This window comes from Kribbella sp. ALI-6-A (genome assembly GCF_001984195.1).
GTDB lineage: Bacteria > Actinomycetota > Actinomycetes > Propionibacteriales > Kribbellaceae > Kribbella.
In genome coordinates this window covers 1,358,894-1,379,751 of record NZ_MTQN01000012.1, presented here as the reverse complement: position 1 = coordinate 1,379,751, position 20,858 = coordinate 1,358,894, and the positions used below count along the sequence as shown (strand labels likewise).

At 69.8% G+C, this 20,858-nt stretch carries 19 protein-coding genes; 4 read left to right on the top strand and 15 right to left on the bottom strand.

Going from position 1 to position 20,858, the window contains the following annotated elements; genetic code table 11:
- Positions 1-20 precede the first annotated feature (20 nt).
- Positions 21-983 (top strand): helix-turn-helix transcriptional regulator, encoded by a 963-nt coding sequence (locus BWI15_RS33040; protein ID WP_077018424.1) that lies wholly within the window; start codon positions 21-23, stop codon positions 981-983.
- Here BWI15_RS33040 and BWI15_RS33035 read toward each other — a convergent pair.
- Both BWI15_RS33035 and BWI15_RS33030 read right to left on the bottom strand, forming a co-directional pair.
- Entirely contained in the window at positions 980-1,381 is a 402-nt protein-coding gene (locus BWI15_RS33035; protein WP_077018423.1) for a hypothetical protein, read from the bottom strand. The genes BWI15_RS33040 and BWI15_RS33035 overlap by 4 nt on opposite strands.
- Before the next feature lie 13 nt (positions 1,382-1,394).
- Positions 1,395-1,895, bottom strand: coding sequence for a DoxX family protein (locus tag BWI15_RS33030; protein ID WP_077018422.1), 501 nt, complete (start codon positions 1,893-1,895; stop codon positions 1,395-1,397).
- 86 nt (positions 1,896-1,981) lie between these two features.
- Here BWI15_RS33030 and BWI15_RS33025 point away from each other — a divergent pair, with 86 nt between their 5' ends.
- Positions 1,982-2,611 carry a MerR family transcriptional regulator gene (locus tag BWI15_RS33025; protein ID WP_077018421.1) on the top strand — a complete coding sequence of 210 codons (630 nt, stop codon included), beginning with the start codon at positions 1,982-1,984 and terminating at the stop codon, positions 2,609-2,611.
- 31 nt (positions 2,612-2,642) lie between these two features.
- Here BWI15_RS33025 and BWI15_RS33020 read toward each other — a convergent pair whose 3' ends face one another.
- A complete protein-coding gene (locus tag BWI15_RS33020; RefSeq protein WP_077018420.1) occupies positions 2,643-3,185 on the bottom strand; it encodes a TetR/AcrR family transcriptional regulator in 543 nt (180 codons plus the stop codon).
- A gap of 87 nt (positions 3,186-3,272) precedes the next feature.
- On the opposite strand from BWI15_RS33020, the gene BWI15_RS33015 reads away from it, so the two are divergent.
- Positions 3,273-3,914 carry an SDR family oxidoreductase gene (locus BWI15_RS33015; protein WP_237771560.1) on the top strand — a complete coding sequence of 214 codons (642 nt, stop codon included), beginning with the start codon at positions 3,273-3,275 and terminating at the stop codon, positions 3,912-3,914.
- A 235-nt stretch (positions 3,915-4,149) separates the two neighbouring features.
- Here BWI15_RS33015 and BWI15_RS33010 read toward each other — a convergent pair whose 3' ends face one another.
- The gene (locus BWI15_RS33010; RefSeq protein WP_077018419.1) at positions 4,150-4,674 is read right to left on the bottom strand and encodes a hypothetical protein; all 525 of its coding nucleotides are present in this window, start codon (positions 4,672-4,674) and stop codon (positions 4,150-4,152) included.
- A gap of 250 nt (positions 4,675-4,924) precedes the next feature.
- On the bottom strand, positions 4,925-8,059 hold the full coding sequence (locus BWI15_RS33005; protein ID WP_077018418.1) for a replicative DNA helicase: 3,135 nt from the start codon (positions 8,057-8,059) through the stop codon (positions 4,925-4,927).
- Between the two features lie 380 nt (positions 8,060-8,439).
- Between BWI15_RS33005 and BWI15_RS33000 the strand changes: the two genes are divergently transcribed.
- Complete coding sequence (locus BWI15_RS33000) at positions 8,440-9,753, top strand: MATE family efflux transporter (protein WP_077018417.1); 1,314 nt, start codon at positions 8,440-8,442, stop codon at positions 9,751-9,753.
- A 21-nt stretch (positions 9,754-9,774) separates the two neighbouring features.
- Here the strand turns inward: BWI15_RS33000 and BWI15_RS32995 are convergent, their stop codons facing one another.
- The 10 genes from BWI15_RS32995 to BWI15_RS32950 all read right to left on the bottom strand — a co-directional run bounded on the left by BWI15_RS32995 (position 9,775) and on the right by BWI15_RS32950 (position 20,666).
- Positions 9,775-10,794 (bottom strand): tryptophan--tRNA ligase, encoded by a 1,020-nt coding sequence (locus tag BWI15_RS32995; protein ID WP_077018416.1) that lies wholly within the window; start codon positions 10,792-10,794, stop codon positions 9,775-9,777.
- A 64-nt stretch (positions 10,795-10,858) separates the two neighbouring features.
- On the bottom strand, positions 10,859-11,236 hold the full coding sequence (locus tag BWI15_RS32990) for a DUF4913 domain-containing protein (RefSeq protein WP_077018415.1): 378 nt from the start codon (positions 11,234-11,236) through the stop codon (positions 10,859-10,861).
- An 82-nt stretch (positions 11,237-11,318) separates the two neighbouring features.
- The gene (locus BWI15_RS32985; RefSeq protein ID WP_077018414.1) at positions 11,319-13,223 is read right to left on the bottom strand and encodes a type IV secretory system conjugative DNA transfer family protein; all 1,905 of its coding nucleotides are present in this window, start codon (positions 13,221-13,223) and stop codon (positions 11,319-11,321) included.
- Positions 13,223-14,833 (bottom strand): ATP/GTP-binding protein, encoded by a 1,611-nt coding sequence (locus BWI15_RS32980; RefSeq protein ID WP_077018413.1) that lies wholly within the window; start codon positions 14,831-14,833, stop codon positions 13,223-13,225. Before BWI15_RS32980 ends, BWI15_RS32985 begins: the two co-directional genes overlap by 1 nt.
- 16 nt (positions 14,834-14,849) lie before the next feature.
- Entirely contained in the window at positions 14,850-16,358 is a 1,509-nt protein-coding gene (locus tag BWI15_RS32975; protein WP_202817785.1) for an SCO6880 family protein, read from the bottom strand.
- Positions 16,345-17,928 (bottom strand): hypothetical protein, encoded by a 1,584-nt coding sequence (locus tag BWI15_RS32970; RefSeq protein WP_077018412.1) that lies wholly within the window; start codon positions 17,926-17,928, stop codon positions 16,345-16,347. Before BWI15_RS32970 ends, BWI15_RS32975 begins: the two co-directional genes overlap by 14 nt.
- A 1-nt stretch (position 17,929) precedes the next feature.
- Positions 17,930-18,850 carry a hypothetical protein gene (locus BWI15_RS32965; RefSeq protein WP_077018411.1) on the bottom strand — a complete coding sequence of 307 codons (921 nt, stop codon included), beginning with the start codon at positions 18,848-18,850 and terminating at the stop codon, positions 17,930-17,932.
- Positions 18,850-19,698: a hypothetical protein gene (locus tag BWI15_RS32960; protein ID WP_077018410.1), complete on the bottom strand. Its 849-nt coding sequence runs from the start codon at positions 19,696-19,698 to the stop codon at positions 18,850-18,852. Before BWI15_RS32960 ends, BWI15_RS32965 begins: the two co-directional genes overlap by 1 nt.
- Positions 19,699-19,748: 50 nt before the next feature.
- Positions 19,749-20,015, bottom strand: coding sequence for a TrbC/VirB2 family protein (locus tag BWI15_RS32955; RefSeq protein WP_077018409.1), 267 nt, complete (start codon positions 20,013-20,015; stop codon positions 19,749-19,751).
- 12 nt (positions 20,016-20,027) lie between these two features.
- Complete coding sequence (locus BWI15_RS32950) at positions 20,028-20,666, bottom strand: DUF6668 family protein (protein ID WP_077018408.1); 639 nt, start codon at positions 20,664-20,666, stop codon at positions 20,028-20,030.
- Positions 20,667-20,858: the final 192 nt, after the last annotated feature.

Below are 20,858 nucleotides of genomic sequence, written 5' to 3'. Positions count from 1 at the left end.
CTGTGGATATCTTTGTGGATATGAACGACCTGCCGGGACGACTGCTGCGGCTGCTGTCGCTGTTGCAGAGCCGGCGGGAGTGGTCGGGCGCCGAACTGGCCGAGCGGCTGGGAGTGACCGACCGGACCATCCGCCGCGACGTCGACCGGTTGCGCTCGCTCGACTACCCGGTGGTCGGGACGACGGGGACCGCCGGTGGCTACCGCCTGGCGTCCGGGCGGGCGATGCCGCCGCTGGCGCTGTCGGACGACGAGGCGGTGGCCGTCGCGGTCGGCCTGGCCGGCGCGGGCAGTGGTGGGATCAGCGGGTTGCACGACAGTTCGATGAGCGCGCTGGCGAAGCTGTCCCAGGTGCTGCCGCCGCGGCTTCGTCCACAGGTGGCGGCGGTGGGCGCCGCGTCGGTGGTCGCGCGGGCCGATCTTCCACAGCTCGATCCCGGTCGGCTGGCCGTGCTCGCCGCCTGCTGCCGGGATCGCGAGATCGTTGCCTTCAGCTACGAATCACGCCAGGGTGAGACCACGGACCGGCGGGTCGAACCCCATCAGCTGGTGGCGTTGGTGGGGACCTGGTACCTGCTGGCCTTCGACCCGGACCGCGACGACTGGCGCAGCTTCCGGGTCGACCGGATCAGCGACGTACGGCCGAGCCGGCACCGGTTCACTCCGCGGGACATCCCCGCGGCCGATGCGGCGACGTACCTGGCGGAGTCGTTCGCGGCCGCGACGTACCGGCACTCGGCGGTTCTGCACGTTCGGCTGTCGGAAGAGGAGGTTCGCGAAGGTTTCTACGGCCGGTGGCTGCCGGGCACCGTCGTACCGACCGGGCCGGACTCGTGCACTGTCACACTGAGCGCCGACTCGCCCCAGCTGCTGATCCAGTACGTCGCCGGAGTGGTTGCCCTGGGCGCCGATTTCACGCTCGAGGCGCCGCCGGAGACCGCAGCGATCATCCACTCGGTGGGGAGCCGGCTGGCGTCGAGCTAGGCGGTGATCAGGCCGATTCCCAACGTCAGAACACCGACGGCGAGGGCGGCGGCGCCGAGCCAGAGCACCCAGAGGAACTGGTTCGGCTGGGTGCGGCCTGCGCCTGCCGACGACGCGAAGAACCCGCCGGACATCAGGATCGCCGCCACCGGCAGGGCGAGCCGGCCGATCCACAACCACGCGCCGCTCAGTCCGGTCGCGTCGACGTACAGCAGGCCTACCAGGCTGAGGATGACCAGGACGCCGGCGTGGGCGTGGCCGGCCCGGGCGAACGCCTTCTGGAAGTCGGTCATCGGCACCTGACCGCGCACGATCTTGGTCAGGAACCAGCCGCCGAACTCGATCGTGACGATGGTCAGCAGGACGACGCCGGCGATGATCCGGGACGGATCGGACATCAGGTGTGCTCCTTCACTGGTGGACGAGCTCGCGATCGGGGGTGGACGGCGTACGGGTGGAGCGGGCGGCCCAGACGGCGACCGCGAGGTAGACGACCTGCTCGGGGATGCGCTGCCACAGCGGCGACGCCTCGCCGCCGGCGAACGGGACCTGCTCGACGGCTGCGTAGATGTTGGCCGGGAGCAGCGCCACGAACAACGCCGCGAGCGACCAGCCCGCGGCTCGTCTAGTCGCTTTCAGCAACAATCCGAGAGCGCCGAGCAGTTCGAGGACGCCGGTCAGGTAGACCATCGCGCCGGCGTACGGGACGAACGGCGGGACCATCCGGACCAGGTCGGTGTGGTTGGGCATCACGGTCACCTCGGCGGGCACGAAGTGTGCGCTCGCCGTCAGCACCAGCATCACGGCCAGTCCATGCGCGGCGGCCACGGGCCAGCGGGCGAACCGGCGGACGCCGAGCGCTCCCAGCCCGCGGAACCCCAGCGTGGCGAGAACGAGAACAGCAACGGTCATCGAAGTCCCTCCTTGGTAGATAGTGCGACTATCCATTAATGGATACTGCTACTATCCATCACGACTCAAGGGAAGGCAAGGCGGTTATGCGGATCGCGGAGTTGAGCCGGCAGTCGGGTGTCCCGGTGCCGACGATCAAGTACTACCTACGGGAGGCGTTGCTCCCGCCGGGCGAACTGACCAGCCCGAACCAGGCGAGCTACGGCGAGGTGCACCTGCGCCGGCTGCGACTGATCCGCGCGCTCGTCGACCTCGGTCAGGTCCCGATCGCCAGGGTGAAGGAGATCCTCGAAGGCCTGGACTCGGACTCGATGACCCTGCACGAACAGATCGGCCGCGCACATCGCGCGATCACGCCGACCCGTACGCCGACCGCCACGACCGACGCGCGAACCGCCGCGACCCAGCAGGTCAACGACCTCATCGCCCGCCGCGACTGGACGGTCGAGCCCGACGCGCCCGCGCTCACGACCTTGATCGAAACCGTCGCCGCGCTGCGCAGCCTCGACCAGGACCACCTGGTCGCATTCCTCGACTCCTACGCCGACGCGATCGAGAAGTTCACCGCCCTGGAAGTGGCCGCGGTCACCGAACGCACCTCACCGGACCAGATCGCCGAATCGGTTGTCATCGGCACCATTCTCGGCGAGACGCTGATCTCGTCGCTTCGCTTGCTGGCCCAGGAATCCATCTCTGCCGCTCGCTGGCGGGGCTAGACAGCGCCTCGCGGCACGGCGCCAGCCTGGCTCACCGCGCGTCGGTCGGCCGCAGCCCTTTGAGTAGAACGTCGAGCAGCCGCGGGACGCGGTCGTCCCACTCCTCCGGCTTCACGTGCGCGAGGAACCACGACAGCAGGATCACGTCGCGCGGCTCGATGTCCGCCCGCAGCACGTCGGCCTCAGCGCCGGCGGTCAGCAGCGCGCCCAACGCCTGCCCGAGCTTGGTGTGGGTCTGAGCCGAGATCTCGGCCCACACCGAAGAGTCGACCGCCTCGATCACCCCGCGCTTGACCTGCGCGTACGCCGCCAACCGACCGAGCCAAACTTCCAGGGCCGGCAAGGGCTCGTGGTGCTCGAGCAGCCGGTTGGCCTCCACGACGAGCTCGTCGATCTCGCCGGTGTAGAGGGCGGCAACCAGTTCGTCGCGGGTGGTGAAGTGGCGGTACAGCGTGCCTTGCCCGACGCCGGCCTTCTTCGCCACCGCACTGAGCTTGAGCTCACCGGGCTCGGCGATCAGCACACGGGCCGCCTCGAGAATGGCGGTCCGGCTGCGGGACGCGTCGCTTCGCACGGTCGAGTGCCTCCTGGGTTGTAAACGGACAAAATGTCCGCTTCAATGAAATGGACACTTTGTCCGATTCACTGAAGGAGACTAGTCATGGCAACGCTCGACGACAAGGTCATCGCGATCACCGGCGCCAGCAGCGGAATCGGCGCCGCGACCGCGCGCCGGCTGGGCCGCGCCGGGGCGGCCGTCGTACTCGGCGCCCGGCGGAAAGACCGGCTCGAGGCCCTGGCCGAGGAGATCCGCGCCGCCGGCGGACGGGCCGCGACGGTGGCGATCGACGTCACCGACCCCGACGACGTACGCCGTCTCGTGCAGACCGCCGTCACGGACTTCGGCCGGCTCGACGTCCTGGTCAGCAGCGCGGGCATCGGCCCGATCTCACCGATGGCCGCGCGGCGCGCCGCCGACTGGGACGCGATGATCGACGTGAACCTGCGCGGCGTACTGCACGGCATCGACGCGGCCCTACCCATCTTCGAGGCCCAGGGCCGCGGCCACTTCGTCACGATCGTGTCGACCGCCGGCCTGAAGATCACGCCGACGATGGCCGTGTACGGCGCGACGAAAAACGCGGTCCGCACCGTGCTGGAGGACTGCGCCAGGAGTCGACCGACGGAACGATCAAGACCACCGCGATCTCCCCTGGCTACGTCCACACCGAGTTCGCCAACTCGGTCACCGACCCAACCATCCGCGCCGAAATCGGCCAAGGCATGGCGACCTTCGCCCTGAACCCCGACGCGGTCGCTCGCGCCGTCGAGTACACCATCGACCAGCCCTGGGAAGTAGAAATCGGCGAACTCACCATCCGCCCGACCGTCCAAGGCTGACCGCGGCGACGGTCGACAGCTCAGGTATCGGTAGAAGGCCAAGACGAGCAGCAACTCTTCCTGCTCTCACCGACCTGCAGCCAGGTGGCCGAGAGCCGAGTGGCCCCAGGGCGAGGCACCCGGGGGGCGGACCCGTGTCACCCCACGAATTCGACGTAGCGCTCCGACGTGGTGCATTCGGACGACCCGAACCTGATCGGCGCATTGTCGAAGTCGCAGTCCATCGTGCGAAGGCGAGCGTTGTTCTCCGGCCATTGGAAGTCACATCGCGCCCACGTCCCGGAGCCGTGCGCGTTCCTGCAGACGTAGATGTTGGCGACGGTGAAGCCGACCTGCCCGAGTGCTGATCTGCCGTCGCTGTCAGTGTCCCGCACGAAGACCACGTCCGCGTCCCGCTTGATGCACACCGCAGCGTTCGGATGACTGCCGCCGTTGTTGTCCCACAGACAAAAGTCAGTGCGTGCGCGAACCTGGTCAGAAGTGAGGTCGACCTGTACGGCGGTTCCACAGTGAAGCCAGTCGTATGAGCAGTCCTCGAAGTAGCTCCCATCAGCGTGAGCACGGGGAAGCTGCGCTGCCCCAGGAGCGACGATCAGCCCGAACCCCAACAAAACACTCGCCACCGCGATGGCAGCAACGCGACCTATGCCCTTGCGCAACATTCTCGAACCTCCTCGTCGAGGCGTGATGGTGCGACAGTGAAGCACACAGGGCCGGGTGGTGTGAACGGCCCGAGCCCGGTTGGACACCTGCGTCCGGCGTGTCCGGCCAGTCGGCGATCAGCTGACGTCGACGGTCACCGCGACGTCGACGGCTATCACGATGACCATGAACTCGTCGAGGGCAAGGCGCAACTGCCGGGCTCCAGGACCTCCAACGCTCCGCGGCTCCTCGGCGGCGTACCGAACGACGTCAGCCGTCGTGGGCCATGTCGACGAAGCGGGAGTAGTGGCCCTGGAAGGCGACGACCACGTCGGCGGTGGGGCCGTTGCGGTGTTTGGCGACGATGAAGTCGGCTTCGCCGGGGCGGGTGGACTCGCGCTCGTAGGCGTCCTCGCGGTGCAGCAGGATGACGACGTCGGCGTCCTGCTCCAGCGAGTTGTGCGTCGCGATGCCTTCGGCAACGAAGTTGTGGGTGCCGAGCACTGTTGCGTCGTACACCTCCTGCTCGCCGAGGCTCTCGATCGAGGTAACGGTGTCCCAGAAGATGTCGTTGGTGGCGAGCACTTCGAGGTCGGCGTCGCCGAGTACGTCAGCGACCTTGGCGAGGCGTTGCCGGCTCGGCGCGTGCTTCCACAGCGTCGAACCCGAGAACTGGGTGCCCATGGCCGCAGCGAACTCGCGGTGGGAAACCTGCTGTTCGGTCAGCACCGCGCGGACCCGCGTCCAGACCTCCTTCGGCACCGTGTCCAGGTTTGTGTTGCCGCGGATGTCGCGGAGCATCGTCGCGACCTCGAGCGCCTTCAGGCCACGTGCGCCGTGCACACCGATCTCGTCGCAGAAGCGGAGCTGGTTCTCGGCTCCGTAGATGTACAGGTGGTAGCCGTCGCGGTAGCCGTCCTTGCGGACCACCTTGATCCGGCTGAAGATGTTGAACCGGAGCAGCAGGCGGGCCAGGTCGTCGACCAGACGACGGCTCGTCGACGCGTAGTAGATCCGCGCCTGACCGGCCTTGCTGTCCCAGTGGACCGACCCGTCGGTCGCCCACAGGTGCCGAACGAAGTCTCCGACCTGCTCCTTCGGCAAGGCGAACACTCCGGCCGGAACGAACTTCTCGTGACTCCGCAGCCCGAACAGGCCCAGCTCGTCCAGCCAGGCGGCGATCGGGTTCCGCTTGCCGCGGGCCAGGCGGTACGGCGCCGGCAGGCGGAGGGTGGTCACTCGCGCCGCGGGGTACTCGTCCCGCACCGCGGTGATGCCGAACCGCCGCTTCGCCGCCGACGCCACGGCGTCGAGGTTGTGCTCGTCGATGCTGGCGTAACGGATCGGCTGCCGCCGGACGAACGACCCGTCACCGAGAAGGTGCGCGAGCAGCGTGACCTCGTCCTCGTCCCACGGCCGAACCTCGAGCGGAGGGGGCACGTGGCGCAGTGACCCGAGCCGCGCGCCGGGCGTGAGCTCACCCAGCGGCTTCCAGCCGTCATAGGTCAGGAACGGGTGATTGGCAGTCGCATTGATCTCCCGGCCGGAAGCGAGCCTGAGCCGGAAGACCTCTTTGACCCCGCTGGGGAACGCGTGGGTCAGCGTGCGAGGAACCAGCTTCAGCCGGTCGTCCAGCGACCACACCGGGATGTCCCGAGCGTCCGCGGCCAGCAATTCGCCGAGCGACACCTCGGCACCGTTGTCCGCCCGCATCAACCGGGTGTCGGCGGTCAGGCAACCCGATTCGCGCAGGTCGGAGGCCATTGGGCGTTTGTCGGAGCGTTGCTCGGAGCCTCGGTTGAGCTGGCAGATCGCGACGACGGGGAGCTCGAGCTCCTTGGCGAGCAGCTTGATCGAGCGGGAGAACTCGGAGACCTCGAGCTGGCGGGACTCGACCTTCTTGCCCGACGTCATCAGCTGGAGGTAGTCGATCACGATCAGGCGCAGGTCGTGGCGCTGCTTGAGGCGGCGGGCCTTGGCGCGGATCTCCATCATCGTCAGGTTCGGCGAGTCGTCGATGAACAGCGGGGCCTCGGAGACCTCGCCCATCTTGCGGGCCAGCCGGGCCCAGTCCTCGTCGGTCATCTTGCCGTTGCGCATGTGGTGCAGCGGGACCTTCGCCTCGGCCGAGAGCAGACGCATGGTGATCTCGTTGCGGCTCATCTCCAGCGAGAAGATGCACGAGGTCAGGCCGTGCTTGATCGAGGCGGAGCGGGCGAAGTCCAGGCCCAGGGTGGAGTTGTGGGTCGGGACCATCGTCTTGCCGGCCAGGTACAGGTGGTCGGGGTTGTCGACCTCGACACAACGCACCGGGACCGAGGCGACCGGCTCGACCCGCTCGATCCGGCGGTCGGGCTCGCCGAGCACGCCGGTGGTGACGCCGTGGCCGGCGATCTCGCGCGGCGCGGACTTGGGGATCGCCGGGGTGAAGCTCGGGTACGCCGACAGGGCGCTGTGCAGGTCGAGCGTCGTACAGACCACGGGCTGGCCGCCGTCCTCGACGACCCACTGGTGCTCGGCGTCGGCGACCAGGGTGGTGCCGTCGCTGAAGGTCAGCTGGTAGCACGGCCGGTCGTACATCACGTCGGTCGCGGCGACCACCCGGGTCGGGCGGCCGTCGGCGTCCAGCAGCACGTCGCCGGTGACGACCTCGCCCATCGTCGTCCAGCCGGACGGCGTCGGCAGCGGGGTGTCCAGCCCGAGCGCCTTGCCCATCGCGGGACGCGCGGCGACGATGATCATCTGGCCCGGGTGCAGACCGTTGGTCAGCTCGTCGAGGTCGGTGAACCCGGTCGGTACGCCGACCATCGCGTCACCGCGGGAGTCGATCGCCTCGATCTCGTCGAGGGCGCCCTCCATGATGTCCTTCAGCGGCGCGTAGTCCTCGGTGGTCCGCTTCTCGGTGACCTGGTAGATCTCGGCCTGCGCCTCGTCGACGACGTCGTCGACCTCGCCCTCGCCGGCGTAGCCGAGCTGGACGATCTTGGTGCCGGCCTCGACCAGGCGGCGCAGGATCGCCTTCTCCCGGACGATGTGCGCGTAGTAGCTGGCGTTGGCGGCCAGCGGGACCGACGCGACCAGGGTGTGCACGTACGGCGCACCGCCGATCCGGGCCATCTCGCCGCGCTTGGTCAGCTCGGCGGCGACGGTGATCGCGTCGGCCGGCTCGCCCCGGGCGTACAGGTCGGTGATCGCGTCGTAGACCGACTCGTGCGCCGGGCGGTAGAAGTCCGTGCCGCGCAGGGTCTCGATGCAGTCGGCGATCGCGTCCTTGCTCAGCATCATCGCGCCGAGCACGCACTGCTCGGCGGCGAGGTCCTGCGGCGGCGTACGGTCGAAGCCCATCGCCGGGTTGCGTTCCTCGTTCCCGCCGTCCGGCCCCCCGCGGAACTCCGCAACGCTCACTTCGCCCGTCCTCCTCGTCGCCCAACGACCCGCGCGGCCACGGATCGAACACGTGATCGAACCGTATCCGTCGTCGCCGACAGTTTTCCCGGCCGCACCAGGACCCCCGAGTCGGGCGGGCGTGGCCAGTCACGCGACGGTACGCCCGAACCGCCGCTGCCTGGTAGCCGAGTGTCCACAGGGGGTGTGGATCACCTGTGGGAAACCCCGCGACGGCCTGTGCACAGGTTGGGAACAACCCTGTGGATATCTGGGGGAAAACATCCACAACATCGCGCTGACCTGCGGTTTTGCCAACCCACAGGTGTGGAGGAGAAAAAGATTCGAGACAGTTCGGTCCGGTGCGTTGTGCACAGCCGCCGCCAGGCACAATGAGGCCCATGCGCCTTACCAGCAGCCAGGACCGGGAGATCCTCCGGCTGGCGGTGCCGGCCTTCTTCGCACTGGTCAGCGAACCGCTGATGCTGCTGGCCGACTCGGCCATCGTCGGCCACCTCGGCACTCCCCAACTGGCCGCGCTCGGCATCGCCGGCACGATCCTGCAGACGCTGGTCGGCATCTGCGTGTTCCTCGCCTACGGCACCACCTCGGCGGTGGCCCGGCGGATCGGCGCCGGCGACCACAAGGGCGCGCTTGCCCAGGGCATCGACGGACTGTGGCTCGCCCTGCTGCTCGGCCTCGCCCTGGCCGTCGCCGGCGTCCTGCTGGCTCCGGCCGCGATCGGCGCGTTCAACCCCTCGCCGGACGTCGCCGACCACGCCGTGGTCTACCTGCGGATCTCCTGCCTGGGCATCCCGTCGATGCTGCTGCTGCTCGCGGCCACCGGCGTACTGCGGGGTCTGCAGGACACGAAGACCCCGATGGTCGTCGCGATCGCCGCCAACCTGGTCAACATCGTGCTCAACCTGGTGCTGGTCTACGGCTTCGACCTGGACATCGCCGGCTCCGCACTCGGTACGGCGCTCGCCCAGACCGCCGCCGGGATCGCCCTGGTCGTCGTCGTGGTCCGCGGCGCCCGGCGCGACGGCGCCAAGCTGCGCCCGGACCGCCCGGGCATCCTCGCCTCGGCCCAGGCCGGCGTACCCCTGGTGGTCCGGACGCTCACGCTGCGCGTCGCGATCATCCTGGCCACCTTCGTCGCCACCTCACTCGGTACGACGTCCGTCGCCGCCCACCAGGTCGCCTTCACGCTCTGGTCGTTCCTGGCCCTCGCGCTCGACGCGATCGCGATCGCCGCGCAGGCGCTGACCGGCCGGTCGCTGGGCGCGGGTGACGTCGAGGGGACGCGGGCGATCACCCGGCGGATGATGTGGTGGGGACTTTGGTCCGGTGTGGTCGGCGGCCTCGCCCTGTGGGGGCTGCACACGATCTACGTGCCCTGGTTCACCGAGGACCCTGCCGTCCGGCACTCGCTCTCGGCGGTGCTGCTGGTCGCCGCGCTCTGGCAGCCGGTCAACGGGGTGGTGTTCGTGCTCGACGGCGTACTGATCGGCGCGGGCGACGGACCGTACCTGGCGGTCGCGGGCGTGATCGCGTTGGTGCTCTACGTCCCGCTCGCGCTGAGCGTCATCTGGTTCGACGGCGGAGTGGTGGCGCTGTGGTGGGCGTTCGGCGGGTTCATGCTGCTCCGCCTGCTGACGCTGGTCACTCGCGAACGCCGGGACGCGTGGCTGGTCACCGGTGCGGTCCGCTGACCGCACCGGCTACAGCAGAGATCAGACGATGCCGACGGCGTCGCGGACCCGGTCCAGCACGACCTTGGCCCGCGCACGAGCCCGCACCGCACCGGCAGCGAGCAGGTCGTCCAGCTCGCTGCCCGGCGCCATCAGCTCGTCGTACCGGGCGCGCAGCGGGCCGATCTGGGCGTTGATCACCTCGAACAGCTCGTTCTTCAGGTCGCCCCAGCCCATCCCGCCGGCCTCCAGCCGCTTGCGGGTGTCGGCCAGCTGCTCCGGCGTGGCGAACTGCTCGTAGATCAGGAACGCCGACGAGCTGTCCGGGTCCTTCGGCTCCTCCACCGGCGTGCTGTCGGTGGCGATCCGGCGGACCAGCTTCTTCAGCTGGTTCTCCGGCGCGAACAGCGGGATGGTGTTGCCGTAGCTCTTGCTCATCTTGCGGCCGTCGATGCCCGGCAGCGTCTTGGCCGCGTCGTCCTCGGGCAGCACCAGCCGCGGCACCTTCAGCTTGTGCTCGCCGAACAGGTGGTTGAACGTGCCGGCGATGTCCGCGGCGTACTCGACGTGCTGGGACTGGTCCTTGCCGACCGGGACGACGTCGGAGTCCATCAGCAGGATGTCGGCCGCCATCAGCACCGGGTAGTTGTACAGGCCCATGTTGACGCCCGCGTCCAGGTCGGACTTGCCGGCCTCCGCGTTCTTGTCGCGGGCCGCCTTGTACGCGTGCGCCCGGTTCATCAGGCCCTTCGCGGCCACGGTCGACAGCACCCAGTGCAGCTCGAACGTCTCCGGTACGTCGGACTGCCGGTACATCGTGATCCGGTCGGTGTCGAGACCCGCCGCGATCCACGTCGCCGCCACCGAGCGCGTGTAGTGCCGCAGCTGCTCGGCGTCCCGCAGAACGGTCAGCGCGTGGTAGTCGGCGATGAAGTACATCGCGTCGTAGGAGTCGGCGAGCTGCAGGGCCGGCCGGATCGCGCCGATCAGGTTGCCGAGGTGCGGGTCGCCGGTCGGCTTGATCCCGGTCAGCGACACCGGACGTGCGGATTCCATAGCCATGAGCCCATTCTCCCAGAGCCACGCACCCGGTCGTGCACCGAGGCTCCGGGGACGGGCGGTGCGACTAGATGCTGCGCAGGTGAGGCTCCCGCTGGTCGTAGAACAAGCCCTCCGGGGGCTTCACCGTCGCCAGCGGGCGGGCGGTGTACTCGCTGTGGGCTCCGCGGCAGCCCGCGAACGGACCGTCGGGGCTGAGCAGCACCGCCATGTGCGGATCGGCGTGGTCTCGCCACCAGATCGACATCCCGGTGGCCGGGTCCAGCCGCAGATGCTCCCAGGCGCGCCAGATCGAGTCGAGCCGGCTCAGCGCCTCGGCGTGCCGGAACCACTCCGGGCACCAGACGAACGTCTGCCCGAGCCGGCGGGCGTACAGGTACACCAGCCGGTCCTCGACGAACGCCGCGACGTGCGGGTAGTACAGCTCCATCGCGTCGTCGTCCATGACTCCACTCCTTGCCCAGGGCTACCAAACCGGCCGGACGGTGCGGCCACCGCGGTCGCACCGCCTTGTTCCGACCACATTGTCACCCGCGGCGGTCGTTCGGGTTGGGCGGGCTCCACTGCGCCTGACCCCACTGCTGCTGCGGCGGTTGCTGGGATTCCTGGGCGGCCGGCCAGGTCGCCTGGGCCGGACCGAGCGGGTTGTGCTTGGCCTTCTGCCCGGCGGCGATCCACGGGTTCGACGCGGCGCCGGCCGGGCCCGCGGTCGACGCGGCGCCCGGGTCGTACTGCGCCAGCGACGCGCGGACCGCGGCGGCGTCGGGACGGGCCATCCAGGGAATCGTCTTGATCATCGTGGCCGGCGTACCGGAGGCGAAGACGACCGCGCGGCCCGGCGGCATCGAGGTCAGGTCGGAGACCTCCATGATCGCGTGCCGCTGCACCTGACTGCTGTGCGAGCGCTTGCCGCCCTCGTACGAGACCGTGTTGGAGGCGATGTCGTACTCGCCGATCAGCTTGCTGAGCCGCTCCAGGAAGTTCGAGTCGGACACACCACCGCCGTACACGCGGATGTTGGCCGAGGACCAGAGCTTCTCGATGCCCTGCTCGCCCCAGCACTCCACGCCCTGCGCCCACGACTGCAGGATCGTCATCAGCACGATGCCGCGGGAGCCGAAGTGGCTGTAGAGGTCGGGCAGGTCCTTCCAGCGGCAGACGTTGGCGGCCTCGTCGAGTACGCCGACCATCGGGGTGGGCAGGCGACCCATCGGGCAGGTCTTGGCGTACTCCTCGGCGGCCTCGACGATCGCGACGGTGAGCGCGGCGACCAGCGGGCCCGCCGTACCGGTGCCCTCCTTGGAGAGGCTGTAGAGGGTGCCACCGCCGCGGATGAACTCGTGGGGGTTGAACTGCGGCCGGTTGTCGACCGGGCCGTTCGGGTTCACCCAGCGGGCGACCTGGCGGTTCAGCAGGAACTGCACGTTCGGCTGGGCGGTGCCGAAGACACCGGCGCGCTGTTTGTCCGGCAGGCTGTAGAGGCTGGCCATCTGCTGCGCGGCCAGCTCGTAGCCCGGAGTGTTGTCGAGGATGCGGGCGGGCTCGTCGTTCAGCTGGTCGCTGAGCCACAGGTAGACCTGGCTGATCGGCCGCTTGGCCAACGCGGCCGCGAGCAACAGGCCGGACAGCAGGTCGGTCGCCACGGTGTCGAAGTACGCGTCGGACCGGGCGCCCTCCCGGCGCTGGCTGTTGACGATGTGGTCGGCGAACTGCCGGGCCTTCACCTCGTCGGTGACGTAGCTGAGCGGGTTCCACCACCAGGTCGGTTCCTCGTCGGCGACGCCCTGCGGGTCGAACACCCAGACCGGGCCCTTCGCGCTGCGCGGCCCGCGGCTGGCGTCGACGATGTCGCGCTTGTTCGAGGTTGCGATCACCGCGCCAGGCGCGTCCAGGATGGCCGGCACCGCGCGGGTCGTGGTCTTACCGGTCCGCGGGCCCCAGATGTCGATGTGCATGTCCTCCCACGAGCCGAACAGCTCGAGGTCGTCGCGCACCGTCCGGCCGATGAAAACACCCGGACCGGCGTGCCCGGCGCCGAGCCGGTTCGCGGTCTCCTGGGCGCCCTCGCGCGAGATCTTGCGCAGGTCCTTGCGGCCGGACATCAGCAGCGCGTGCCGGTCGACCCGGGACTTGCTGCCGCCGCGCCGGCGCAGCAGCACGAACACCCCGGCGACGATCGCGGCCAGGACGACGACCTCCGCGATCAGTACGCCGGTCGCCGCGCCCGGCCACTCGTACTCGCCGGTGATCAGCTCGACCAGCACCGAGAACGGGTTGCCGCCCGGCTTCTTGCCGCCGCTGATCGCCGCGCCGACCGAGGCCGCGATCCAGGTCCCGAAGGAGGCCAGCGCGATCAGCCCGATGACGGCGAACAGCGCGACCGCCTCGGGGGAGATCGCCGCGCCGCCGGTGCTCTTGCGTCCCTGTGCCATCAGTCGTCAACTCCGCTTCGGGCGACCACCCGGGTGGTCGGGTCGGGCGGGGGCAGCTGGGCCGGGTCGTCGAAGGTGTACTCGGCCACCACCTCCTCGGTCCCGTCGTCGGCGATCTCCACCTTGAGCGGGCGGCCGTCGGCGCCGGTCTTCCAGAGCTTGTTGGTGTCGTTGATCTCGCGCTCGACGGAGGTCAGCCCGACGTGCACCGGGATGCCCGGCCGGCCACCGACCTTGACCAGGAAGTTGCCTCGGCCGGGCGGTGCGGCTTCCTCACCGGTGGCCGGGTCCCACGCGGGCGGGTCCTGCCAGCCGATCAGCATGTTCTGCTCTTCACCCGACAGCGGAACAACGGCGGTCAGGTTCTCCATCTCCGCCCGCGGCAGGCCACCGCAGATCACCATGCCGGATCGCTCGACGAAGCCCTTGGCCTTCATCCGGTCCTCGGGGTGCTCCAGGGCCAGCAGGTCGGACATGGTGTGCGAGATCATCGCCATCCCGACGCCACGCTGCCGGTTCAGCCGGGTCAGCGCGTCGACGCGGTCGACCAGGCCACGGCCGGCCCGCAGGACCCGCCACAGCTCGTCGAGAATGACGAAGTAGTGCCGCCGGGGCTCCAGGCCCGCGTCGGCCAGGGCCTGCGAGACCGCGACCGCGCCGAACCCGTACGACCAGCAGGCCAGCAGGGCGGCGGCCTGCAGGTTGGTCTCGGAGTCGTCGATGTTGGACACGTCGAAAACCACCGGCCGGTCCAGCTTCATCGGTTGGTCGGTCTGCTCGGAGAAGATCTCACCCAGCCGGCCACCACCGACCAGACCGATCAGCGACGCCTCCAGGCCTTCGGTGATCTGCCGGTAGCGGTCGAGGCTGCCGCGGTCGAGAGCGACGTTGCGGACCCGGTCCGGCGCGTCCTGCACGACCTTGAGCAGGTCGCGCAGCACCGGCGTCCCGTCGTGGCGCTCGTCCAGCACCTTGAGGGCCTCGTCGAGAATGGTCTCCTCGCGGTCGGTCGGCGGGGCCGAGCGCATGATCGAGATCAGCGCCGAGACCATCGTCTGCCGACGGCCGTGGGCGTCGGCCTCGATCGCCTGCCGGGCCGACCCGGTCAGCCGCAGCGCGGCCTTGCGGGACTCGCCCGGGTCGAGCACGTTCAGGTGGCCACGGCCGCGGCCGAGCTGGATCACCTGGCCGCCGAGGGCCTCGATCAGGTCCTTGTAGTCCGGCTTCAGGTCGCCCAGGACCAGCGGCATCACGCCGTACCCGGCCAAGCCGAGCGCCATCCGCCGGGTGATCGTCGACTTGCCCAGACCGGGCTTGCCGAGCACGAACATCGACGGGTTCGAGATCAGCTTGGCCCGCATGAACCAGCTGATCGGGTCGCAGCACATGGTCGCGCCGGACAGGATGTTGCGGCCGATCGGCACCCCGACCATCGGGCTGCCGGTGCCGGCCGAGAACGGCCACATGCCGCACACCTGGACCGTCGTACCGCGCCACTCGGCCGGGGCCTGCAAGTACGTCGAGTAGCCACCGCCCATGCCCGGCCAGCCGCGCGGCATCGGGCGGCGGCCGCCGCGGGTCGGGTCGACCGGCTTCTTCTTCTTGCTCACGAGCTCTCCCGTTGACTCACAGCGCTTCCCGCAGGCCGGCCGGAACCGACAGGTGGCTCTGCAGCACGATGCCGAGCGGCAGCCCGGCGACGAACGCCGAGTCCTGCGACCCGTACGCCGGCCGGAGCAGCACCCGCGCGGTGGCGCCCAGGTTGTCGATCGCTGCGACCATGTCCGGCAGCTGCTCGGCGGTCATCACCGTGCCGGTGACGACCATCCCGAAGTTGACCAGGCCGGCGCCGCGGGCTTCTTCCTGCGCGGTGCGGTCGGCCGCCCTCGCCTCGGCGATCGACCGGGCCGACGGACGGGCCGAGGCGGTGGCGCGGAACGACGCGTTGCGCTTGTCGGCCTCGACCATCCGGGCCGCGGTGGCGGCGTCCAGCGGGCGGTACAGCAGCGTGACGCGCTTGCGGTCGATGTCCGGGTGCGGTCCGACCAGCTGGGACAGCACCGACGAGAACACCTCGCCGCGCGGCGCCTGGGTCATCTGCCAGGTGATCGACCAGGCGCTGTCGTGCCGGTACTTGTCCCAGAACGCCTGCGCGGCGGCCGGGCCGACGTCGGTCCACTGCAGCTCCGGCGCGATGCCCTGGCTGCGGGCCTCGTCGATCAGCACCGCGGCGGCCGGGTCGTAGGCGATCCGGATCGTCTCGCACAACTCCTGCGCGGTCACCGGGCGGGCGGCCCCGGCACCGGTGGAGTTCAGGCTCTGGGTGAGCGCGGGCAACCGGGACGCCAGCTCGCGGCCCATGTCGTCTTCCTTGCGGCGTTTGCCGCTGCGGTCGGTGCCCTTGAAGGTCAGCGCGACTCGGGCCGACACCAAAGCAGAACCCTCCGGGTAGGTCTGGATCACCTCGGCGAGCATCGCGCGGGCGATCGCCGGCGTCCCGTCCTGCATGTTCTGCGAGACCTCGCGGCGCAGCCGGATCCCGGTGTCCGGCGCGGTCTCCACCGTCACCGAGGCGGCGACGATGCCCGGCTCGTGACCCAGCGACGCCAGCCACTGGCCCCAGTGCGCCACCCAGGCGTCGACCTGGTCCTCGTCGACCAGCGAGGCGCCGTCGGGCTCGGCGTTGATCATCACGGTGAAGTGCCGGGTGCTCGGGTAGAACAGCAACGCGAACGGCCGGCCGTAGGAGTCCTGGTACTCGCTCAGCTGGGACGCCGCGGCGAGGCCGGGCAGCTGGAACTTGCCCCACGGCGTACGGCCGAGAGGTCCGGATCGGTAGACGTTGTGCCTGGCCATCTTCGCTCGCTGCCATCCAATTCGGGTCGAGAGCCGCTGCAGGGCGGAGTGCCCGTGCTTGTCCTTGGTCATCAGCAACAGCAGGACGGAGCCGACGATCACCAGCGACACCAGCGCGCCGGTGATCCCGCCGGACAGGGTGGCGATCATCGTGATCACCAGCCCGAACATCATGATCGCGGTGCCGAGCGTGCCCATCCCGGCGATGCCCGCCGAGGCGGGCGCCCGCCAGTTGCCGTACGTCCTGGGAGCCGATCGAACGTTGTCAGCCGCTGCCACTTGGTCCCTCATCCATTGCGCTGTCGTCCCCGATCGCCTCGTTGCTCACGTCCTTGGCGGTGTCGATGCCCTTCTTCACCGCCGCCGCGGTGGCGACCACCGCGATACCGACCGGGCCGGCCGCGGCACCCGCACCGGCGGCCGCACCTCCGGCCGCGGCACCACCACCGGCGGCCGCACCACCGGCCGCCGCACCACCTGCCGCCGCACCGCCACCGGCCGCAGCGCCTCCTGCTGCCGCGCCACCACCGGCTGCCGCGCCGCCACCGGCCGCACCGCCTGATCCAGCCCCGGCCCCGGCACCTCCGCCGGCGCCTCCCCCGGCACCGCCGCCTGAGCCACCACCTGCACCGCCGCCACCGCGACCTCCACCGCCTGTGCGGCCACCTCCGGCGCCGCCGCTACCGCCGGCCGACCCGGAGTTCTGCGCGCCGCGCGGGCCGGAGCTCGGCGGGGGCGGCGGTGGGTTGCTGCTGGAGCGGCCCACGGTCCGGGCACCGCTCGGCCCGTCGCTCTCGCTGGAAGTGGTCGAGTTCGCCCGGCTGGTGATCTTGTCCGCGCCGATCAGCTTCGCCGCAATCCCGCCGGCCCCGGCCGAGCCCGCGGTCGCGGACACCATCGGTACGACGAACCGCATCAGCGCCGGCATCGCGAACAGCGCGAGCACCAGCATGGTGACGCCGGTGACCATGTTCATGATCTGCGTCCCGGGGTCCTGCTCCTTGAAGGCCAGCGGGCCCTGTTCGTGGCCCACTTCGAACGCCGCGCCGGTGAGCTTGATCGCGGTGGCGTAGATCAGCGCCGCCACCGGTTTGTAGAGCACGAAGGCCGCCAGCCAGCCGAGGATCCGCTTGAACCAGGCCTGGCCCATCTCGGTGTTGGTGGCCGACGCCGCGAGCGGCAGCACGCCCAGCAGCAGGATGAGCATCGCGTACCGGATCACCATCAGCACGACCTGGATCACCGACGCGAGCAGGGTGATGACCGCGATCGTGATCATCAGCCCGACGCCGCCGGTCAACGTCGAGAGCCCGAGCAGCGCGGTCATCGCCGTGCCGAAACTCGCCGGATTGACGTCTTCGGTGGGGTCGCAGGTCCAGCCGCTCCCTCCGGTGTTCAGCGAGGTCAAGATGATGCACTCGGAGAACCTGTCGCCGACGAAGATCAGCAGTTGCACGATGCCGACCGCCAACGTCGAGGCGACCGCCAGCGTGAGCAGGGATCTGAGCAGGTCACGGGCCGCGTCGCCGCGGTGTGACCAGGCCATCCGGGCCCCGCCGACGATCACGCCGATGGTCGCCGCGAAGATCGCCAGCCAACTCGTGTGCTCCCACAACCAGCCCACCGACGCGACCGCCGGCCGGCCCTGCGCGTCGCCCACCGGCGGGGTGGGAACGAACACCCAGAAGGTGCCGATCGTCGCCATCACCTTGCCGATGGCCGTGCTCAGCTCAGTGAAGATCGGATCGAAGATCAACTTAATCAACGCCTCGACTGCGGGGGTGAGGGCATCCAGCAGGAAGTCGCGGATGCAGGCGTCCCAACCGTCGTCGCACAGGAGCGCCAGCATGTCAGCCCCCGGTCTTCGGTGAGACGAAACGCAGGATGGCAGGCAGCGCGACGACGGCGAGCATCATCATCGCGATGCCGGTGATCACGGTCAGCGTCTGGTCGGCCGCGCCTGCCGGCGTACCCATCAGGGTGAACGCGGCCGCGTAGATGATCGCCGCGATCGGTTTGTAGAGGATGAACCCGGCCAGCCAGGCCACCGACCGTTTGAACCACATCATCCCGGCCTCGGTGTTGGTGGCCGCCGCGGTCAGCGGCAGCACCCCGACCAGCAGGATCAGCATGGCGTACCGGATCACCATCAACGCCAGCTGGATCAGCGAGGTGATCACCATCAGGATGCCGATCACGATCACCAGCATCAGTCCGACGCCGCCGTCCTTCAGCGGGTCGACCAGGATGTCGTTGATCCGGGTCTCGAAGGTCGCCGGCGGTGGCGGTGGCTCGCCGGGCACCAGCTCCGGCTGAGGGCCGGCCTTGATCGCCTGGTCGATGATCCACTTCGCGAACCAGTCGGCGATCTCGATCAGCGCTCCGGCGAAGGCGACCGCGCCGGCCGAGACCACCACCATCGTGAGCAGGCTCTTGATGATGTCGCGGACCGCCTCGCCGCGCTGAGAGATCGCCATCCGGACACCACCGACGATCATCGCGATGGTGCCGACGAAGACCAGGATCCACAGCGTGCGCTCCTGGAGGAACGCGATCGCGCTGTTCTCGCCCAGCTCCGGGGTCTTGACGTCGATCCAGAGGGTGCCGAGCGAGTCCATCACCAGCTCGACCGCCTTGACGATCACGAACTTGATCGCGTCGAAGATCAGCTCGAACAGGCTGCCGATCGCCCACTCGAGAGCGTCCCCGAGCTTCTCGGCGATACAGTCGCCCCAGTCCCACGGCGCCCAGGAACACCCCAGCGGGATCATCAGGCACCCCCGAACCGGACGTAGCCGTGCAGCGACTGCAGCACGTCCGGCGCGACCGCGCCGTTGAAGCTGCCGTCGGGCTGCAGGACCAGCTTCCAGTCGTTGTCGACCCACAGCAGGGTGACCGGCAGACCGGCCACCTTCTGGCTGTCGAGGCGGACCGCGATCGAGATGATCGCGCGGTTCGGCAGGTAGTCGATCACCTTGAAGCCGGTGAACTGCGAGGTCTGGCCGGTGTTGCGCGGGGTCGGCGAGGTGCGGACCGCCTTGAGCGCGAGGTTGCGCCCGGCGCCCGGCGCGATCCGCTTGCGCAGCACCGACTCGGTCAGCTCGGGGTTACGGATCTGGCCGAGCGTGACCATCGCGGCCAGCACGGCCCCGGTCGGCGAGTGGGCGAAACAGTGCCGCAAGCCGTTGGCGTCCTCGATCGCCGGTCCGCCCTGCGCCTGCAGGGGGATCAGCATGTTCGTTTCGAACTGCCAGCTGACGGCGGCCGGCGCCTCGCGCGGGACGCGCTGCGGCGGGTTCTTGGCCCGGCAGCCGCCGGTGCCGCTCGGCGTCACCGGCACGGTCGGGGCCGTGGTGGTCGTGGGGTCCGGGGTGGCCGGTGGTTCGGTGGCGTCGTCGGTCGGCTCGTCGGTGCCGCCGGTCGCGGTCGGCGTGGCCGACGGGGTCGGCTGGGTGGACGGGGAGCCGTTGCCGCCCCCGGCCACCAGCCAGACCACGAGGCACACGACGACCGCCCCGACGACGATCGCCGAAGCGACGAATCCGCGGCTCTCCCAGATCGAAGCCGCCGGGGCGTCGTCGTCGGAACCGGAGGAGTCGCCTCCACTGAACCAGGCCATCGTGGTTCAGCCCTTGGATGAACCGTGCGGGGCGGTGCGCGGCGTGGTGGTCATCCGACGATGGTGTTGACCAGCGCCGACGCCGTACCGATCACGATGCAGCCCGCGAGGACCCAGCCGAGGCGGGCCGCGTGCTCGCCGCCCTCACCACGCCGCTGGCCGATGGCCATCATGGCGCCGGCGACGATCACACCGAGGACACAGATCGCGATCGCGATCGTGGTGACCCAGCTGACCACCGTGTCGACCTTGCCGGTCACCTCGTCGGGCAGGTCTTCGACGAGCGGGACGAGGAGGTGGAGGTGCTTGACCAACATGAACAGAGCCTCTCAGTACGGGGCGGGGTAGTCCGCTGGATTTGACGCGCGCAGAGCGTAAATGGATTCGAGAACTTCGAAAACCTCGTCAGGGGTGTTGTCGGGCGTGGGATCCTCCCCCCTTCGCCACTCCTCGATCCAGGGGATGTCCCATACGCGGGGAACACCGCCGCCGACGATGTCGGCGAAGTCGTCCAGCACCCGGGGCAGCCGGCCGGGGGCGTCGGCGATCAGCACCAGGCCGAGCACCGCGACGCCCTGGACCACCCCGGAGGCCCACTCGATCGCCGCCCGCTGCGCCGCGCGCAGGCCCGATCCGTGCGTCCGCGCGACCAGCACGACCGGAGTCGGCACCGGCGGCGGCGGAATCGGCCAGCGGTGACCGGACGCGCGCGTGCCCGGCAGCAGCTGGGACATCGTCGACTCGCCGGATCCACCGTGCACGCCGACCCACCACAGGGTGTCGGCGGCGGGGATGGCGAACTTCGGCAGGCGCTGGTCCTCGGCCGGGGCGGGCACGCCGTGCTGAGGCGCCGACGGCCCGCGCGCGGACAGGTCGGGCAGCGGCGACGGGGGACCCGGCACCGGCTGCGGTCCCCCCGGTGGCAGTGGCTGCTGCGTCGTCCACGGGTTCTGCTGCGGTTGCGTCATGGCCCCTCCTCTCGCGGCGTGTCACGGGCTGTCGCCCACAGTATTGTCGCGCTATCCGGGTACGCGCGTTTGACCCATCCACAGGCGAGGATGTTTCTACCCCCTTGTCGGGGTCAGTCGAGCCGGACGGCTCGGGGCTTGGTATGCCTGGGCGGCAGCATCTGGTCCGGGCGGTCGCCATGCTAGAACGAG

What these genes read in the sequence shown, in the direction of transcription:
- BWI15_RS33000 (WP_077018417.1), top strand. Translation starts at nt 8,440, where the DNA reads ATGCGCCTTACCAGCAGCCAGGACCGGGAGATCCTCCGGCTGGCGGTG.
- BWI15_RS32955 (WP_077018409.1), bottom strand. Translation starts at nt 20,015, where the DNA reads ATGTTGGTCAAGCACCTCCACCTCCTCGTCCCGCTCGTCGAAGACCTG.
- BWI15_RS33030 (WP_077018422.1), bottom strand. Translation starts at nt 1,895, where the DNA reads ATGACCGTTGCTGTTCTCGTTCTCGCCACGCTGGGGTTCCGCGGGCTG.
- BWI15_RS33015 (WP_237771560.1), top strand. Translation starts at nt 3,273, where the DNA reads ATGGCAACGCTCGACGACAAGGTCATCGCGATCACCGGCGCCAGCAGC.
- BWI15_RS32950 (WP_077018408.1), bottom strand. Translation starts at nt 20,666, where the DNA reads ATGACGCAACCGCAGCAGAACCCGTGGACGACGCAGCAGCCACTGCCA.
- BWI15_RS32985 (WP_077018414.1), bottom strand. Translation starts at nt 13,223, where the DNA reads ATGGCACAGGGACGCAAGAGCACCGGCGGCGCGGCGATCTCCCCCGAG.
- BWI15_RS32965 (WP_077018411.1), bottom strand. Translation starts at nt 18,850, where the DNA reads ATGATCCCGCTGGGGTGTTCCTGGGCGCCGTGGGACTGGGGCGACTGT.
- BWI15_RS32960 (WP_077018410.1), bottom strand. Translation starts at nt 19,698, where the DNA reads ATGGCCTGGTTCAGTGGAGGCGACTCCTCCGGTTCCGACGACGACGCC.
- BWI15_RS33035 (WP_077018423.1), bottom strand. Translation starts at nt 1,381, where the DNA reads ATGTCCGATCCGTCCCGGATCATCGCCGGCGTCGTCCTGCTGACCATC.
- BWI15_RS33040 (WP_077018424.1), top strand. Translation starts at nt 21, where the DNA reads ATGAACGACCTGCCGGGACGACTGCTGCGGCTGCTGTCGCTGTTGCAG.
- BWI15_RS32970 (WP_077018412.1), bottom strand. Translation starts at nt 17,928, where the DNA reads ATGCTGGCGCTCCTGTGCGACGACGGTTGGGACGCCTGCATCCGCGAC.
- BWI15_RS32990 (WP_077018415.1), bottom strand. Translation starts at nt 11,236, where the DNA reads ATGGACGACGACGCGATGGAGCTGTACTACCCGCACGTCGCGGCGTTC.
- BWI15_RS32995 (WP_077018416.1), bottom strand. Translation starts at nt 10,794, where the DNA reads ATGGCTATGGAATCCGCACGTCCGGTGTCGCTGACCGGGATCAAGCCG.
- BWI15_RS33010 (WP_077018419.1), bottom strand. Translation starts at nt 4,674, where the DNA reads ATGTTGCGCAAGGGCATAGGTCGCGTTGCTGCCATCGCGGTGGCGAGT.
- BWI15_RS33025 (WP_077018421.1), top strand. Translation starts at nt 1,982, where the DNA reads ATGCGGATCGCGGAGTTGAGCCGGCAGTCGGGTGTCCCGGTGCCGACG.